Annotated in this window: 20 protein-coding genes; 10 read left to right on the top strand and 10 right to left on the bottom strand. The window is 50.7% G+C overall.

Features of this window, described 5'->3' with window-relative positions:
- Positions 1–64: 64 nt before the first annotated feature.
- Positions 65–1756, top strand: coding sequence for a DUF2534 family protein (locus ABU178_RS17860; protein ID WP_397217403.1), 1692 nt, complete (start codon positions 65–67; stop codon positions 1754–1756).
- 41 nt (positions 1757–1797) lie between these two features.
- Here the strand turns inward: ABU178_RS17860 and ahr are convergent, their stop codons facing one another.
- A complete protein-coding gene (gene ahr, locus ABU178_RS17855; RefSeq protein ID WP_397217401.1) occupies positions 1798–2814 on the bottom strand; it encodes an NADPH-dependent aldehyde reductase Ahr in 1017 nt (338 codons plus the stop codon).
- Between the two features lie 490 nt (positions 2815–3304).
- Between ahr and ABU178_RS17850 the strand changes: the two genes are divergently transcribed.
- Together ABU178_RS17850 and ABU178_RS17845 are read left to right on the top strand one after the other, a co-directional pair.
- The gene (locus ABU178_RS17850; RefSeq protein WP_397217399.1) at positions 3305–4063 is read left to right on the top strand and encodes a MerR family transcriptional regulator; all 759 of its coding nucleotides are present in this window, start codon (positions 3305–3307) and stop codon (positions 4061–4063) included.
- A 148-nt stretch (positions 4064–4211) separates the two neighbouring features.
- Positions 4212–5240, top strand: coding sequence for a DUF481 domain-containing protein (locus ABU178_RS17845; protein ID WP_397217397.1), 1029 nt, complete (start codon positions 4212–4214; stop codon positions 5238–5240).
- Positions 5241–5245: 5 nt separating this feature from the next.
- Here ABU178_RS17845 and ABU178_RS17840 read toward each other — a convergent pair whose 3' ends face one another.
- Positions 5246–5515 carry a hypothetical protein gene (locus ABU178_RS17840; protein WP_397217395.1) on the bottom strand — a complete coding sequence of 90 codons (270 nt, stop codon included), beginning with the start codon at positions 5513–5515 and terminating at the stop codon, positions 5246–5248.
- A 353-nt stretch (positions 5516–5868) separates the two neighbouring features.
- Between ABU178_RS17840 and ABU178_RS17835 the strand changes: the two genes are divergently transcribed.
- Positions 5869–6429, top strand: coding sequence for a DsbA family protein (locus tag ABU178_RS17835; RefSeq protein ID WP_397217393.1), 561 nt, complete (start codon positions 5869–5871; stop codon positions 6427–6429).
- A 32-nt stretch (positions 6430–6461) separates the two neighbouring features.
- On the opposite strand, the gene ABU178_RS17830 is transcribed toward ABU178_RS17835, so the two are convergent.
- Positions 6462–6584 carry a hypothetical protein gene (locus tag ABU178_RS17830; protein WP_397217391.1) on the bottom strand — a complete coding sequence of 41 codons (123 nt, stop codon included), beginning with the start codon at positions 6582–6584 and terminating at the stop codon, positions 6462–6464.
- The gene (locus tag ABU178_RS17825) at positions 6584–6832 is read right to left on the bottom strand and encodes a helix-turn-helix domain-containing protein (RefSeq protein WP_397217389.1); all 249 of its coding nucleotides are present in this window, start codon (positions 6830–6832) and stop codon (positions 6584–6586) included. The genes ABU178_RS17830 and ABU178_RS17825 overlap by 1 nt, the downstream gene beginning before the upstream one ends.
- A 342-nt stretch (positions 6833–7174) precedes the next feature.
- Between ABU178_RS17825 and ABU178_RS17820 the strand changes: the two genes are divergently transcribed.
- Positions 7175–7888, top strand: coding sequence for a helix-turn-helix transcriptional regulator (locus ABU178_RS17820; protein ID WP_397217387.1), 714 nt, complete (start codon positions 7175–7177; stop codon positions 7886–7888).
- Between the two features lie 81 nt (positions 7889–7969).
- Here ABU178_RS17820 and ABU178_RS17815 read toward each other — a convergent pair whose 3' ends face one another.
- Both ABU178_RS17815 and ABU178_RS17810 read right to left on the bottom strand, forming a co-directional pair.
- Complete coding sequence (locus ABU178_RS17815) at positions 7970–8158, bottom strand: acyl-homoserine-lactone synthase (RefSeq protein ID WP_397217542.1); 189 nt, start codon at positions 8156–8158, stop codon at positions 7970–7972.
- Positions 8159–8664: 506 nt separating this feature from the next.
- Entirely contained in the window at positions 8665–8826 is a 162-nt protein-coding gene (locus ABU178_RS17810) for a hypothetical protein (protein ID WP_397217385.1), read from the bottom strand.
- A 119-nt stretch (positions 8827–8945) separates the two neighbouring features.
- On the opposite strand from ABU178_RS17810, the gene ABU178_RS17805 reads away from it, so the two are divergent.
- Positions 8946–9962, top strand: coding sequence for an alpha/beta hydrolase (locus ABU178_RS17805; RefSeq protein ID WP_397217383.1), 1017 nt, complete (start codon positions 8946–8948; stop codon positions 9960–9962).
- Positions 9963–10021: 59 nt separating this feature from the next.
- Here ABU178_RS17805 and corA read toward each other — a convergent pair whose 3' ends face one another.
- Positions 10022–10990, bottom strand: a complete 969-nt coding sequence (gene corA, locus ABU178_RS17800) for a magnesium/cobalt transporter CorA (protein WP_397217381.1) — start codon at positions 10988–10990, stop codon at positions 10022–10024.
- 237 nt (positions 10991–11227) lie between these two features.
- On the opposite strand from corA, the gene ABU178_RS17795 reads away from it, so the two are divergent.
- Positions 11228–11509 carry a type II toxin-antitoxin system RelE/ParE family toxin gene (locus ABU178_RS17795; RefSeq protein ID WP_397217379.1) on the top strand — a complete coding sequence of 94 codons (282 nt, stop codon included), beginning with the start codon at positions 11228–11230 and terminating at the stop codon, positions 11507–11509.
- Positions 11509–11811, top strand: a complete 303-nt coding sequence (locus ABU178_RS17790; RefSeq protein ID WP_397217377.1) for a HigA family addiction module antitoxin — start codon at positions 11509–11511, stop codon at positions 11809–11811. The genes ABU178_RS17795 and ABU178_RS17790 overlap by 1 nt, the downstream gene beginning before the upstream one ends.
- 86 nt (positions 11812–11897) lie before the next feature.
- Here the strand turns inward: ABU178_RS17790 and ABU178_RS17785 are convergent, their stop codons facing one another.
- Positions 11898–12650 (bottom strand): SDR family NAD(P)-dependent oxidoreductase, encoded by a 753-nt coding sequence (locus ABU178_RS17785; protein ID WP_397217374.1) that lies wholly within the window; start codon positions 12648–12650, stop codon positions 11898–11900.
- Positions 12651–12775: 125 nt separating this feature from the next.
- Between ABU178_RS17785 and ABU178_RS17780 the strand changes: the two genes are divergently transcribed.
- Positions 12776–13681 (top strand): LysR substrate-binding domain-containing protein, encoded by a 906-nt coding sequence (locus tag ABU178_RS17780; RefSeq protein WP_397217372.1) that lies wholly within the window; start codon positions 12776–12778, stop codon positions 13679–13681.
- A 93-nt stretch (positions 13682–13774) separates the two neighbouring features.
- Here ABU178_RS17780 and ABU178_RS17775 read toward each other — a convergent pair whose 3' ends face one another.
- Positions 13775–15151 (bottom strand): aldehyde dehydrogenase family protein, encoded by a 1377-nt coding sequence (locus ABU178_RS17775; RefSeq protein ID WP_397217370.1) that lies wholly within the window; start codon positions 15149–15151, stop codon positions 13775–13777.
- Between the two features lie 141 nt (positions 15152–15292).
- On the bottom strand, positions 15293–16261 hold the full coding sequence (locus ABU178_RS17770; protein WP_397217368.1) for a UV damage endonuclease UvsE: 969 nt from the start codon (positions 16259–16261) through the stop codon (positions 15293–15295).
- A gap of 243 nt (positions 16262–16504) precedes the next feature.
- On the opposite strand from ABU178_RS17770, the gene ABU178_RS17765 reads away from it, so the two are divergent.
- On the top strand, positions 16505–17179 hold a 675-nt coding region (locus tag ABU178_RS17765), incomplete at its 3' end, for a peroxidase family protein (RefSeq protein ID WP_397217366.1).

The raw sequence follows: 17179 nt of genomic DNA, 5'->3' as shown, positions 1-17179 counted from the left end.
TTTCTGCGGATTGAATCTGTCGGAATAGTGGCCGCACCCTGTTATCCTGAGAACTGGATTGGCTATGTCTTATTCAACTGTAAATCGGTCGGCGCCCCGCGGCGCGGTACTGAATCTTGTGCGTCGTCTTCATTTTTATATTGGCCTGTTTGTTGCGCCCTTTATTTTTATCGCGGCGCTTACCGGCGTGCTTTATGTCCTGACGCCGCAAATTGAAAATATTCTCTTTGCGGATGCGCTTACCGCGCAACCTCAGGGCGCGCCGAAACCGCTTTCTGAACAGATCGCTGCCGCACGCAAACGTGTCGGCGCAACGGCAAAAATTTATGCCGTGCGTCCCGCCCCCGGCGCGACTGATACCACGCGCGTGCAGTTTGTCGCGCCTCATCTCGACGAGTCAGAATCCCGCGCCCTGTTTATCGATCCTTACACGCTACAGGTGAAGGGCGATATGACGGTCTACGGAACGTCGGGCGTATTGCCGCTGAGAACCTGGATCGATCAGCTGCATCGCGGACTGCTCCTGGGCGATTTTGGCCGCAACTACAGCGAGCTGGCCGCTTCCTGGCTTTGGGTTGCTGCACTGTGCGGCGTGGTGCTGTGGCTGGGCTATCGTCCACGTCGTCAGGCGAAAAAGAGCCTGAGCCGCTTCGCCGTTGCCCGTCACTGGCATATCACGCTCGGCCTGATTCTGCTGCTCGGCCTGATCTTTTTTTCCATCACCGGGCTGACCTGGTCTCAGTGGGCCGGAAACAATATCAACAAAATGCGTAGCGAACTCGGCTGGCTGACGCCGCAGGTCACGACCACGCTTGACCGTTCCGCCCTTGCTGAGCCGCTCGATCCTCATGCCGATCATCACACCGCCATGAGCGACATGCCGATGAACAAGCCCGTCAGCAACCGTGCCGATGGCGACTGGGATCGCGTATTAAGCGCCGCGCGTGCAAACGGGATTGACGCTGCCAAAGTTGAGCTGCGTCAGCCAAAAAAACAGCACAGCGCCTGGACTGTCACGGAAATCGATCGCAGTTGGCCTACACAGGTGGATGCGGTTTCGGTGAATCCCGATAATTTCAGCATTGTCGATTACGTCAGGTTCAATGATTTTCCGCTGGTGGCGAAACTCACGCGCTGGGGCGTGGATGCGCATATGGGCATCCTGTTTGGCCTGCCGAATCAGCTTATCCTCGCGGCATTCGGCCTTGGTCTTTGTATGATGATCGTGCTGGGCTATCGCATGTGGTGGTTGCGCAGACCGGCGGCGCCAGCCGTCAGCCCTTCACAGACTCTCGTGGCCAGCTGGCTGGCGCTGCCGCTTTACTGGAAGATCGCGTCGTTCGCCGTGGCGCTGGCGCTGGGATATTGCCTGCCGGTCATGGGCGTCAGCCTGCTGATTTTTATGTCGATCGATATTGTGCGCTGGGAGCGCCAGGATAGGGTACCTGCCCGTTCGTTAACCACGGCCGCAGAGCAAAAGAACGTGAAGGCGCAGCCGGTCGCGGTCAGGCAAAAAGAGAAACGTCAGTTTCTTATTGGCGTACTGGTAGTGTCGCTGATTGCCGCGTCGGTGATTACCCAGGCGATTGTAGGCGGCGCCATCGATCAGTATCACATTCCGTTTAGCGAATGGTCGCTGCAGCTCTACGTCACGCAAATTATGATGATTGTGCTTTATACCGCCGTGTTTACCGGCCTGTTTTCCGTGCCGCTCTGGTATTTTTTCCTCGGCGAAAAAGCGGAGCCGCAACAGTAAGGGTAAGTGCGCGTTCGCTACCGGACGCGCACTCTTTGCTATCAGAAGTCCGCTTTTAATACCACACGATAGTTGGCTTTACCGGCGCGCACGTGCTCCAGCGCGTCGTTGATTTTCGACATCGGGAAAAATTCCACCTTCGGCGCGATATCAGCGCGTGACGCCAGCTTCAGCAGCGAACGCATCTGTCCTGGCGAACCGGTGGAAGAACCGGTTACCGCACGGTCGCCCTGAATCAGGCTGAATGCGCCGACCTGGAACGGTTTCATCACTGCGCCTACCGTATGGAAATTGCCTTTCGGCGCCAGCGCATCAAAGTATGGCTGCCAGTCGAGATCCACCGCAACGGTGCTGAGAATCAGATCGAACTGTCCGGCCAGCTTTTTCAGCTCTTCGGGATCGCGGCTGTTGACCACATGGTCAGCGCCCATATCGAGAATCGACTGTTTTTTGGCGGGGGAAGAGCTGAAGGCGGTGATTTCCGCCCCCATAGCGCGCAGGATTTTAATCGCGATATGGCCCAGTCCGCCAATGCCGATCACGCCCACCCGGCTGGTAACGGAAATTTTGTGCATCAACAGCGGTTTGAATACCGTAATGCCGCCGCACAGCAGCGGACCGGCTGATTCGATATCCAGTTTTTCCGGCAGCGGAATCGCCCATTGCCAGTTAGCGCGCAGCTTGCTGGCAAAACCGCCGTGATTCAGAATGGTGGGTATGCTGCCCTGATGACAGTTCACCTGATCGCCGTTGATACAGGCGTCGCAGTGCTGGCAGCTTTTTGCCGTCCAGCCGATACCTACCCGCTGTCCCAGGCTTAATCCTTTGCTTTTTGCTGCTTCGCCTAATGCAGAGACGCGGCCTATCACTTCATGGCCAGCGATCAGAGGATACTGTGAAATCCCCCATTCATTATCAATCATGGAGAGATCGGAGTGGCAAACGCCGCAGTAATCGACCTCAACCTCCACATCCTCCGCATCCAGTGCGCCCGCGTCATATTCATAAAGTTCTAAAGCCTGACCCGCTTCCATCGCCGCGTAGCTTTTGATTTTCATTCATTACCTCAGTGTGAGTGGATTAATCGGGCTGAGTGTAGCAAAGCGCTGATAGCAACGTTTTACCGCATCTGCTGCCGGATAATTAACGCACCGCAATGTGCTTGATATAAAATAGCCTGCGATAAACTGGCCGAATAACCCTGCTGCCAGCGGTAATGAATGTAAAGCACAGCGGGAGGGGTCTTTTTTATCTTGGCGTTTATATTTTGCATTTATTGGAGCTTTAATACGTTTTTTTTCAGCATGAGAACATTGCCTTTACGGTTGTTGTGACAGTGTAACATTTTCTATAAAATCTATTTATTTCAGTTACCTGGCTGTAATTCTTCAAAGCGTTATGCTTATATCAGCTTTTGATTACTGTTTTATATTGTGTTGTTTCTGAGTGTTCGCCTTATTTGCGGTATCTTTTTTCATCAGAGAGGCTCACACTGTTTGTTCACCCCCGGCTTTAACGGCCGTCTTTTCCCTCAAAAAGGGAGTCTGTATGCCTTTTCTTACTATCGATTCTGTTTGTGCCCTTACGGGTGTTCAACCCGCTACACTTTATCACTGGCGGCACGCCGGACTGATTTCGCGGCCAGCGAGTAAACAAGGCTACAGCGACAGTCAGTTTGATTTGATCTGTATGGTACTCGCACTGAGCAACACCGGCGCGACGCCAGCGGAGATGCTGGGTGCGCTGCAAAATCAACAGCCGCTGAGCGTTGCAGGCTGGTCGGCTCGTAAAGGCGATCTGCTTTACCAGCTGGAATATGGCAACGACGATGAGCTGTATAAAACCCTGCGCCAGAGCGCTGCGCATTACAGCGGCGACGATCTGGTTAACGCCCTGCTGCGACCGTTAAATAACTGGCTGCGCAACGATCATCGTGCTGGTGCGGCAAAACGCCTGGCGCGCTTTCATTATGCGGTGGTCAGACACGCCTGCCGTGCGCTGCATCTTTCGCGAAAACAGGACGTTAATATCTATCTGGAAGCGGTAAGCGTACGCGACGACACCGAGATTTGGCTGGAAGCGATCCGGCTTACCGGTCAGGGCTTTCATGTCGAGCTGTCGCTACAGGTCGGCACGCCGGTTCCCTTCCGTCAGCAGCCGATGCATTACCTGATGTGGTGCGGCGCCGGTATCAGCCCGGAGATGAAGGCGGGATTTTTTGAGCGTCTGGAAGGCGGTGATCCGGTGTTGCTGTGTGGACCTGACACCCGCGTCTGGCAGGACCAGCGTATCGCTCAACGCGGTTAACTCTGGCGCTCGTCTGTTACTCTCTTGTATGGACTCTGTCGCGTCCCTTTGCGTGCGGCAGATAATTCCGGATTCCTGCATTATCCCGCTCCGTTTAACGATTCTTTGGCTACCATTGTGAATTCCGGTTTAAACCGCTCAATGGACGATGCTTCTGAAACCTGTCACTTTTCCGTTTGTTACCTTTTCTACTGCCCTTGCTCTGTTGGTTAACAGTTCTGTTACTCGGGCCGACACCGTCTGGCTCACTAACGGCGACCGTCTGAGCGGCACGGTACGCTACCTCAGCGACGGCAAACTGGGGCTGGATACCACTTATGCCGGTACGGTGACGCTCAACTGGAGCGCCGTCAGCACCCTGGCAAGTGATAATCCCGTGACGGTGCAAAACAAAGTCACCGGGGAAGGCTATCAGGTGCGACTTTCATCCTCCGATCCAGGTTATATCTGGGTGGAAAAAGATGAGCAGGAAGAAAAAGTGTCAACGCAGCGTATCGATGAGTTTATGAAAGCGAAGGTAAGAACTGACCAGCTCGCCTGGACTGGCAATATCGACGCTGGTGTAAATATTAAAAAAGCCTCCACCGACACGCAGGATTACAACTTGTCTTTCAACAACAAAGTCAGCAAAGGTAACTGGCGGCACAATTTTGGCGGCACTTTTGATCGGGAGGAAGAAGACAACAGCGTCAACACTGATAACTACAGCCTGCGCTATGCGCTGGATTATCGTCTGCGCGAGCAATATTTCTGGCAGATGCGCGCCAGCTACAAACGCGACTGGGTTGAAGATCTTTCACGCCAGACGCTGCTCGGCACCGGGCCGGGCTACCAGTTCTGGGATAACGAACTCGGTTCTTTCTCGCTCTCTTTCCTGGGCGGCGGCTTTGGCTATGGCTACAGCGACGGGACGGAAGATAATCATTTCGGCGCTTCGCTGCGCTGGAGCTACCAGCGTTACCTGCGCGGCAAGACCATCACGCTCTACAGCAATGGCGATGTTGGCCACTCGCTGGATGAGGACGCTATCTTCACAATGGATGCCGAAGTGGGGTTGCGCTATGCGTTGACATCCTGGTCAACGCTGAATATCGGTTATCATCATAACCTTGTCAGCGGCACACGCGACACGCTGAACGAACGCCAGTTCACCACCGGACTGGGCGTTAAATGGTGATAGTGCTAAGACAGCTCATGATTCAGCGGCGTCCTGAATGCATGACGCGCAGCGTGCAGCAGCTGATTTGCGGTGACGGTAGCCGGCAGACGGTTCAGAACCTTACTGGCCTGCCAGTAACAGAGCACCATCACTTCATCCGTCTCTTTTTCGGCCATTTCCCGTAGCCGCGCACGCAGTGACAACACATCCAGCGTTTGCTGCTCATCCACCATCTCTTTAATCGTCTGATTGATGATCTGATGGATAATTTTCCAGGAAAGTTCAGTAAACAAAATTTGCCCTCTTTCTGATGCTTCTGTTGTCTTCACCCCGTGAAATGTATCAGGAGATGCGCAGCTTTTCAGTTCCGATGAGTTTAACGAGCCGACATAAGTTTGTAACTATAGCTTCTCCTGCTGCTTTCATCGCGGCTTCTGACCGCCCGATAAAAGTTATCCTGTACTTTTAAGACGTTCCTGAAAGTGTAAAGAAAAAAAACAGCACTCAGAATCAAACGGACCTGAGCGAAGCGTTGAATCTTGCCGGTCGGGCCATCTTTAAGCTGACGGGACGCGAATCGTAGCTGGCACCACAGCCTGCAATTTGTCACAGTATCTTTTTTTGATTATCTGTTTAAGGAGACGATATGAATCAGGCACAGACGCTACGCGCCGATCCGCTGGTTTGGGGTCAGGGTGTGAAAGTATTTGAAGTGTTTCTTGAACCAACCTGCCCTTTTTCCGTACGCGCTTTCAATAAATTCGACGCGCTGCTGGATCAGGTCGGCGAAGAGAATATGACGCTGAAGATTCGCCTGCAGTCGCAGCCGTGGCATATGTTCTCTGGCGTGATCGTACGCGCTATTCTTGCCGCCTCCACGTTGCCCGAAGGTAAACTGGCGGCAAAAGCAGTGATGCGCGCGGTAGCGGATCATCGCGAAGAGTTTGAATTTACCGATCACTGCGCCGGACCCAATATGGATGCCACACCGCATGAAATCATTGCGCGTATCGAAGCATACAGCGGCGTGAAGCTGTCGGACGCTTTTGCCCGACCGGAGTTGCAGAATGAAATCAAATGGCACTGTAAATATGCCCGCCAGAACGGCATCCACGTATCGCCAACCTTTATGATTAATGGACTGGTTCAGCCTGATATCGGCAGCGGTGACGAGATTGCCGAGTGGGCGAAGCGTATTCTGGCCTGATTGCGCTACGCGGGTGGCGTAAGGCGCCTGTATCAGTCCGGAAGCCTCGCCGCCTGCTTTTTTACTCCGCTGGAGATGGCATCCGCAACATCCAGCGGAAATCCTTCCGGTAACCGATCGGCTACGTGATCAACAACCTGAAGCCGTTCCACCATCACCACCCCAGATCGCTGTGGTTATGCTGTTTAGTTTGCCCACGCGGCACGATTGTCAGTTGCAAGTTCAGCGCGGACAGAATTTTAAATAAGGTATCCAGCCGGATGCCATCGGGATTATTTTCCAACGCCGAGAGGGTGGCCTGTTTTAAACCCACGTTGTCTGCAGTTTCAACCTGGCTGAGAGGCTGCTTTTTTCGTTCATTACGGATGGCGTGCGCCAGCATTTTCGCTGGGGTAATCGGCATGTTATCCCTTGCAGCGGATCAATGAAGACGGCTACGATTTGCATAACAGTATTGCTTTGAAAAGAGAAATATGGATATTCTCACTGCTTGTTCATTCACACTTCGGCCGTCAGGCATAGTGCTACGTTTGGATACCCACTGCTATTGCTTCTGTTGCTATAACTATTACGCAGTTCTGTAATTCGCAAAACGAAAGAGTAATAACTGGAAAAAAAGGATTTTTAATATCAACTAATAATAACTTAAGTTCTTCTTTGCAAAAATCCGTAAAATTTTATAGAAGTTTACCCTTCGCTCATGGGCAAACCTTTTCAATATGTCCGTCAAATAATGAGAATTAAAATGATCAGTAACTTTTATAACAATAAGGAAATCAATGATACGATTAAGCAAGCACTTAATCAGGCTTTCATGCCCTTTAAGAAGGAGGTTTATGCTTATGCCATTATGGATAAGAAAGAACCGTTAAAAATAGCCATAATTAATAACTATCCAGTCTGGTTTGATATTTATCTGAAAAATCACTATCAACTCATTGACCCGGTAATAATAAAATCGTTGAAAACCGTTCAGGATTTTCCCTGGAAAAAAGAGACGTTCATACCTTACGGACATACTACCCCTGATATTTTTGATGCTGCAAAAAAACACAGCATTGCATCTGGCCATACGTTTGTCTTGCATGATTATAAAAACAATTTGACAGTTTTATCGCTTATAGGGTTTGAAAAATATCGTATCGGGACTCAGGAAAACAGAGAGAAAATACAGTCCTTGTTTATCTCTATCCATCAAAAAATGCTTCGCCTGTACGATACGGTACAGAAAAGCAGTGCTAACCGCCTTTCATTGAGAGAGTGCGAAGTTTTATACTGGATTGGGGTTGGAAAAACCTATTTCGAAACCTCAATCATCCTTGGCATTTCACAAAGAACCGTTAAGTTTCATATTCATAATATCATCAAAAAACTGGGTGTTTCCAATGCCAGACATGCTGTAAAATTAAGCATTGACCTTGATCTTTTGAATAATAAAAAACTAAATTCCTGGGGCTAACAGTCAGCTACATGGTAGTTTTTTGCAACTATTGGCCTGACAGAGCTTTACTCTTGAGGCAAAAATTCATTAAATGCATAATCATTTAAACCTGAAGTATCTCTTTTTTGTTATTGATACGAAAAGGGGTGACTTTGACATAGTATCATAAGCATCGTACTCCAGACCGTTAATACTGTTAACCTGCCAGTCCAGTCGAATTTTGAAAGTGTTATGTCTTAACCGGTAAAGCTCATTTACCTGAGGATGAGGTAGTTGATCAAAATTCATGCTAAAAAACTCAACAACTTTATTCATTTAGGCTTCCTGATTAATATTGGGAAAAGTCATTATTTAAGCCTGCCATCGCTGTTTTGTAGGAATATTCCTGCACTCCCTGTACTTTAGTACAGCTAGTATGTTATCTGACATCACAGTAGGATAAAAAAATACCTGATCTCCTTGTTCCGTTAAACAAAGAGATCAGGCGGCCAGTGGCCAACACCAGGGAAAATTACCGGCCAGAGGCCGACGCTGAAGAATCACAGATGCTTATAATTATCTGTTATTTTTTCGGCGATTAATAAAACAATTAGCAATCTACTAAAATAACTCATAGCAACTTTGATATAGATCATTAAAGTAATAGGTTCACTGCTACTTACTAAAAAAAGCATATGAATAATTTATTTATTTTTTATTCACCTTAGGGTAACCATTCATATTTTACTGATTTCTAAGACCTGCTGTCGAGGCGGATGCTTATTTTGTTTCCAAAACTATTACACGATCCTCTATTAGTTTTGCGCTCTGCTGCTGTGAGCATTTTTTTGAGAATCCAGCATATTTTCCTGTTTTTTCTGCCGTTCGGCCGACTTATTGCGGTTCGCCCTGATCCTGTCAATCCCTTTTCCACCTGTTTCTGATGCGATCCCTTCAGAAGAATCTGCAGCAGCCATCCCTACCCGTTTAACTCGTGCGAAAATAAATCGCTTGCAATGTAAATAAACTCTGTCATGCTTAGCACCAGTTAGATAGCGCACTATAAAATAGCAACCAATGATTAAGGGAAAAGACGATGACCACCAAAGCGAAAGCACTGACCGCAGCACTGTTAGCGACAATGACGATCTCTTCAGCCTGGGCTGACAATCAACCTGCGCCCACAGCGGGCGTGGCAAAATTTCTTTCCGCTTTAAATGCTGGCGGCGGTAAACCCATTGAGCAGCTTTCGCCGAAAGAGGCACGTCAGGTGCTGATCGGCGCGCAACAAGGGGCAACGCTGCCACCGGCGCAGGTTTCCGAGAAAATCGTTGAGATTCTGGGTAAGCCGCTGAAGCTGACTATCGTAAAACCAGAAGGCGTAACCGGTAAGCTGCCAGTATTTATGTTCTTCCACGGCGGCGGCTGGGTATTAGGTGATTACCCAACTCACGAACGTCTGGTGCGCGATTTGGTTACGCAATCCGGTGCGGCGGCTGTTTTTGTTAACTACGATCCGTCGCCGGAAGCGCACTTCCCTGTTGCCATTACTCAGGCTTATGAAGCGACGAAATGGGTGGCGGAGCATGGCGATGAGATCGGCGTTGACGGCTCGCGTCTGGCGCTGGTGGGCAACAGTGTAGGGGGCAACATGGTGGCAGCGGTCGCCTTACAGGCTAAACGCAACCATACTCCCGCGATTCGTTATGATGTGATGTTCTGGCCGGTGACCGATGCGAATTTCGATACGGCGTCATACAACCAGTTCTCCAGCGGCTATTTCCTGACGAAGAATATGATGAAATGGTTCTGGGACAGCTACACCACCTCAGCGGCCGACCGCAATAACATCCTGGCGTCACCGTTGCGTGCAACGACCGGGGAACTGAAAGGCCTGCCGCCGACGTTGATTCAGACGGCTGAGCTGGACGTACTGCGTGATGAAGGCGAAGCGTTCGGACGTAAGCTGGATGCGGCTGGCGTGCCGGTTACCGTTACCCGCTATAACGGTCTGATTCATGACTACGGCCTGCTGAATGCCCTGAGCAACGAACCTGCAGTGAAAACTGCCCTGTTTGAGGCTGCATCCGAACTGAAACAACATCTGAAATAAGCGTGAAAAGCAGCCGACCGCCTCTGCAACGCGGGCGGCTGCCTTTGCAGTTTCCGGCGCTACAGCCAGCCCGAGCGCTTTAATCTGCGCCAGAGCACCAGACAGATTACCAGAGTGACGCCCAGAATTACCGGATAGCCCAGCTTTGCATGCAGTTCCGGCATATCTTCAAAGTTCATGCCGTACATGCTGAAAATGATGGTGGGAATAATCAGGATCGCACCCCAGCCGGCAAGCTTTTTGCCAACTTCATTTTGCTGAACGGAAACCAGGGCCAGATTCACATGCATGGCGCTGGTGAGCATTTCGCGCATATCTTCCGCATCAATCACCACATGGTGAGCGTGATCCTGCACATCGCGAATATAGGCGCGCAGGGATTTTGGAATAACATCCTCGTGAAAACGCACCAGCTGCTGACAAATCTCATCAACCGGCATCGCCGCATTGCGCAGCGCCAGCAGCTGGCGACGCAGGATGTAGACATTCTTTACCGTCTGGCGGTCAAACTCGGTGCGAAACATCGCGTCTTCCATATCGCTGATGCGATTGCTTAAAGAAGAGGTTATCTGACTGTAGTGGTCCACGATAAAATCCAGGATGCAGTAGAGCGCATAGCCCGGCCCCTCGCACAGCATGGTGGTATTCTCTTCTGCCCGCTGACGAATCGGCGCATAACTTTCCGAGGCGCCATGCCGTACGGTAATCAGAAAGTTTTTGCCTACAAAGAAATGCGTTTCGCCAAAAAGGATTTGATCGTCATCCTGCAGCCTGGCCGTTTTCATCACGATAAAGAGTGAATCGCCATACTGTTCGATTTTGGGACGCTGATGCGCGGTCAGCGCATCTTCAATCGCCAGATCGTGCAGGCCGAATTTCGCCTGAAGCACGCGCATAAATTCGGCGTCGGGTTGCCACAGGCCAACCCAGAGAAATACCTTTTCTTCAGTGAGGACGTCACCGACCTCTTCTAATGAGATATTTTCGTTACGTTTTCCGTGACGGTACACAATGCTGTTGATGACCATGAGTCGTGCTGCTCCTTGACGAAAACCGTGGCCTGCATGGCTACGGCAAAATATATTCACAAGAGTAGCAGTGAGTGTGCAATGAAAGAGGCGGAATGCGTGCGGTAAAGAGATTGAGACGGTAAAACAGGCGTTGTTGAGGCGCTGTGCATTTGCAGATTTTTTATTAAGCTGGTTGTTTCCCGTTGAGAAACATATGTTATACTGTTTCCCGTTGCGAAACAGGAGTTACCAACCGTGATCAAAAGCTGGAAGCATAAAGGCCTGCAGAAGTTGTATGAAAAAGGCGACACGAGCGGAGTTCAGGCAAAGGATGCAGAGCGCATAAAACTCAGATTGCTGGCTCTCGATAATGCGACAACAACGGAAGATTTTAAAAGTTATCCGGGCTTTAAGTTCCATTCTTTGAAAGGTGATAAACAGAATTTGTACGCTATTACCGTTCGCGCCAACTGGCGGATAACTTTCGAATTTAAAGATGGCGATGCCTGGATTTTAAATCTGGAGGACTATCACTAATGACTATGTTCAATCCCCCTCATCCGGGAGGCTTGATTGCGGAATATCTGGAAGACTATGGAGTAAGTCTCCGCTCTTTGGCTAAGGATCTGGACGTTTCGCCCTCAGCCTTAAGTAAAGTTGCTTCCGGTAAAACCGCAATAAGCCCTGAAATGGCCTTAAGGCTTGAGGCTGGTTTAGGCATTGCCGCTCGCCTCTGGTTGGCAATGCAGGCAACCTACGATCTCAACCGGGCACGTGAATCGATCGACCTCTCCCATGTTGTCCAGTCGCCTCATGCCCACGGCGAACCGGCACATTAATTGAAATGCCCGCAGCTATGCGGGCTTTTTTTTGACGGCTGGACATCAGATATTTATTCGCTTCCATAAAAATGCGCTGCCGCGCTTTAAATTTGGGCCTGCCCGCCATCGACAAACAGCTCAATGCCGTTGATGTAGCTGGCATCCTCTGAGGCGAGGAAAAGCACTGCTTTGGCAATCTCTTCCGGCTGACCTATGCGTCCGGCCGGAATCTGGCTGGCCAGATAAGCTTTTGTTCCTTCTGCCTGGTCGCCTCCGCCAAACAGCGTATCAAGTCCGGCCGTTTCGGTGACGCCAGGGCTGATGGCATTCACGCGAATGCGACGCTCTTTAAGGTCGAGGATCCAGTTGCGGGCAAAGTTACGTACTGCCGCTTTGGTCGCTGAATAAACGCTGAGCGCAGGCGTGCCGGAGATACTGGTTGTCGACGAGGTCAGGACAATGGCAGCACCATCGCGTAACAGGGGAAGCGCTTTTTGCACTGTAAACAGCACCCCTTTCACATTGGTATTAAAAGTCTGTTCATAATGCTCTTCAGTAATGGATCCCAGCGCAGCGAACTCACCGCCACCCGCATTCGCCACCAGCACATCAATATGGGCATGTTTCTGCTGCACCGCATCGTAAAGCTGGTCAATGTCCCTGAGATTACTCATATCGCCCTGCACGCCAGTGACATCGCCTTCAATGTTGCGCAGCGCGCTTTGCAGCGCCTGCTGACGCCGGCCTGTGATGAAAACCACAGCGCCTTCGGCAGCAAAGGCTTTCGCTGTGGCTAAACCAATACCGCTTGTGCCACCGGTCACCACAACAACTTTTTTAGCGAATTTGTCAGACATTTGTTTAATCCTCATTGTATCGGGTTGATTGATTTCTCGACAATGACGATACCACCGGGACGATGATGCAAAAAGAGAGCAAATATGGTATCCATCGTTCTGTAAACTGAACGACAGGAGGCATTATGCGAACCGATCTCAATGACTACCGCTATTTCGCCGAGGTAGTGGCGCACGGTGGTTTTGCTGCTGCGGGACGCGCTATTCGGGAGCCGAAATCCAAACTCAGCCGACGCGTCGCCGAGCTGGAATCACGATTAGGCGTAAGGCTGATCGAGCGCACCAGCCGCCGTTTCAGAGTGACGGAAGTGGGCGAAGCCTTCTATGCGCGCTGTCGCGCCATGCTGCTGGAAGCGGAACAGGCTGAAGCCCTGATTATGCAGACGCAGACGGAACCGCATGGCAGAGTGCGCTTTAGCTGCCCGACCGGCATGGTGGAAGTGATATCCGATATCACCCTGCGCTTTATGCATCGTTATCCCAAAGTGACGCTACAAATTATCGCGCTGGATCGTCCTGTTGATCTGATTCAAGAGCGTATCGATGTGGCGCTGAGGATACGCACGGCGCTGACCAGCGATGCGGAACTGATTATGCGTACGCTTGGCGTCTCATACCGCATTCTCGTTGCCAGCCCGCAGCTGGCAGGCCAAATGGGCACAGAGATCGCAGCGCTGGAAAATGCGCCCACGCTGGCGACCAGCGATGAACCCGGCGAGATTGAATGGTGTCTGGAGGCGGAAAATCAGGTCCCTTTCCGGCTTCGTCATCAGCCGCGTATGAGTTGCAGCGATTTTACCGCCGTTCGCCAGGCAGCGGTGGGCGGCTTGGGCATCGCTTTTCTGCCCGATCATATTTGTCGGCATGCGCTGGAAAACGGAGAGCTGGTTCAGCTATTTCCGGCATGGCGCAGCGAGGCGGGAAGAGTTCATCTGGTGTTTACCACACGCCGGGGCCTTCCCCCTGCGGTCAGGGCATTAATCGATAGCCTGGCTGAGGGGTTTCCTTCGCTGAGTAAAAAACCCGGTTAACGATGTACGTGTTAGCTCGTTTCTGGCGAAACATGACCAATAATAAAGGTCGCATTGCGCGACCTTTTGTTCAGATAAGAAAATTTGCCGTGGTTAACGGCGGTTTTTCCATACTGTCTGGATATTACAGAACTCATGCACGCCATAGTGCGACAGCTCACGACCGTAACCGCTCTTCTTCACGCCGCCAATGGTAACGCGTGGATCGGATGCGCCGTAACCGTTGATAAACACGGCGCCGGTTTCCAGCTGTGCGGCCATCTCATCGGCCAACGTCGTGTCCGCTGTCCACAGGGTTGCGCTGAGGCCAAAATCACTGTTATTCGCCAACTCCAACGCATGTCTGGCATCCTGCGCCACGGTAATGGCCGCCACCGGGCCAAACAGCTCTTCTTTAAAGGCCGTCATATTTTCGCTGACGTCCGCCAGAATGGTCGGCGCGTAATAGTTGCCCTCACCTGCCAGCTTTTCACCGCCAAGCACCAGACGCGCCCCTTCCTGCAGGGTTTTTTGCACCTGTCCATCCAGCTCATCACGTAAATCGAAACGCGCCATCGGCCCGATATAGTTAGCTTCATCCAGCGGATCGCCGATGCGCAGCGCCTGTACTGCCGCAACAAAGCGCGCTTCAAATTCTGCCGCAACAGGCGCTTCGATGATAAAACGTTTCGCCGCCATACAGACCTGGCCGCTGTTCTGGAAGCGACCGATCACGGCTGCCTTCACAGCTTCATCGAGATCGGCGTCCGCCAGCACGATAAAGGGATCCGCGCCGCCCAGTTCCAGCACGGTTTTCTTCAGCACGGCGCCCGCCTGAGCTGCGATGGCAGCGCCGGCACGGACGCTGCCGGTGACCGCCACGGCAGCAACGCGATCGTCATTAATCGCGGCGGAGACGCCGTCATTGTTAACGTTGATGATTTCAAAAGTGCCATTCGGAATATCGGTAGCGGCAAACAGATCATGCAGCAGATAAGCACAGCCCATCACGTTTGGCGCGTGCTTCAGCAGATAAGCGTTGCCTGCCAGCAGGATGCTGACCGCGCCGCGCAGAACCTGCCAAAATGGGAAGTTCCAGGGCATCACGGCAAGAATGGTCCCCAACGGACGAAACTCCTGCCACGCCTGCTGATCTGCAACCTGCGTGGCCTGCGGCGCAAGCATCGCTGCGCCATTGGCGGCATACCAATCGCAGAGATCGGCGCATTTGAGCACTTCTCCCCGCGCCTGAGCGATCGGTTTGCCCATTTCCAGGGTAACCATGCGTGCCAACTCATCCTGGCGCTGGCGAAGCTGAGCGGCCAGTTGGCTCAACACCTGCAAACGTTGCTTCACCGGCGTAGCGCGCCACTGGTTAAAACCTTGTGCGCTGCGGATCAGTGTCTGCTCAAGCTCATCGGCACTTTGCATGGGGTAGCGCGCCAGAATCTCGCCGGAAGTAGGGTTGCGTGAAACAGCATATTCAGTCATGGCATCATTCTCTTCATTAATTGGGATGTGCTTACCTTACCCCTCCGAGTTGATGATGAAAAATGAATAATCATGATGAAGTTATTCTCATTTGATGAATACATCCGCATAACGAGCGCGACAAATCATGCTGGCAACGTTTTAGTGATGATTTTTATTTGACTGAACATGTTCATATAACCTGTCTCTGGCTATATTTTTCATTTTCACTTCGCACATAATATCAAAATCCCTAAAAGACAACGCCCAGTCGTTTAAAGTATCGTTGAAATAGTAATCTGAATGCGCCCGTAATTTTGTTTTTGATAACCCTAATACATTTTGATCGGGGAAACCCTGCTCGGGAATCAGGTTTTCCAGCGAGACAGAGTAATGTAATACCGGCCTAACGCCTCTCCATGATTCTTTGACTACTGCGATCCGAGGATCGTCAGGCTTGATAAATTCATTTTCTTTGACCCAATGGTGATGAATATCTAACACGATGGGGCAGAGATGTTTAGCCTGTAATACATCATCTAACGAACAAGAAAGTTCGTCATTTTCCACGGTTAACATCAGTTTTGCTTCAGGGCTAAGCTGATCGAAAGCCTGCTGGAAACCTTCGAAGCCTTTCTTTCCATTCATATGAATATTTATTTTAAAATCCTGAAAGCTTTTTCCATAACCCATTAATTTTGCACACATTGCATGATATTCAACATCTTCTAACGCTCTCTCAACCACCAGCGGATTATCGGATGCCAGAACAGAATATTGTCCCGGATGAAAAGACAAACGTATATTATTCTTTTTAGCAAAATCGCCACACTTTACGAACAAAGGATATAAATCTGGCAAAAAATCCCGGTATAATAGCGTTGCCTCGGGAACAGTATATAAAGGCAGCAAATCACTCCCGATTCTCATCATCCGTAATGCTTCGGGCAGGTTAGCCAACTTTTCAAAGATGAAAAAAAGGTTCTTCAGGTTTTTTTCTGAAAGCTTATAAACCAGCTCTATCCTCTCTTCATTATTTAAGCTTAAAAACCGCTTGCGGGTTGTCGCTTTGAAAGGAAACAGTTGTACCAATTCCTCATTAAGATATTTACAAGCGAAGCCTAATTTCATACTCACTCCCGTTTCTACATTTTACACAAGTATAACAACCAGCCAGGGAGACGCGGCGTTAACCGCACGGGTTTTCGTCAATCTGCTGGCCCTGCCGCTTTAGCCGCCAGGCTGATTCAGATGCACACCCGGCAGTTGCCCGGTTTAACAAAGGCAAAAACTATCAAATCCGTAGATTAATTCAGGTATGAGTTATCAAAAAACAAAGATATCGTAACGGCGGAATAAAAACGGAGCATAAAAATGAGCACGCCAACTGATTCACACAACGCTTTATCTGCAGGGAAATGTCCCTTTCATCAGGGCAATCTTAACCAAAGTGCTGGCGGCGGCACTAACAACCGTGACTGGTGGCCAAATCAGTTGCGCGTGGATTTGCTGAACCAGCACTCCGATCGTTCTAATCCGCTGGGAGAAGCGTTCGACTACCGCAAAGAATTCAGCACGTTAGATTACTCCGCGCTTAAAGGCGACCTTAAGGCGCTGCTAACTGACTCACAGTCATGGTGGCCCGCTGACTGGGGCAGCTATACCGGACTTTTTATTCGTATGGCGTGGCACAGCGCAGGCACCTATCGCTCTGCTGATGGTCGTGGGGGTTCCGGACGCGGCCAGCAGCGCTTCGCTCCGTTAAATTCCTGGCCTGATAACGTCAGCCTGGATAAGGCCCGCCGTCTGCTCTGGCCAGTTAAACAAAAATATGGTCAGAAAATTTCATGGGCTGACCTGTATATTCTGGCGGGTAACGTCGCGCTGGAAAATTCCGGCTTCCGTACTTTTGGCTTCAGTGCCGGACGCGAAGATGTCTGGGAACCCGATCTTGATGTGAACTTTGGTGACGAGAAGACCTGGCTGGAACATCGTCATCCTGAGTCGCTGGCTTCAGCTCCGCTGGGCGCAACCGAGATGGGCCTTATC

This window comes from Pantoea osteomyelitidis, from assembly GCF_044342975.1.
Taxonomy (GTDB): Bacteria; Pseudomonadota; Gammaproteobacteria; order Enterobacterales; family Enterobacteriaceae; genus Pantoea; species Pantoea osteomyelitidis.
Note: the sequence above shows the minus strand (reverse complement) of the source record. Positions and strands in the feature narration are given on the sequence as shown.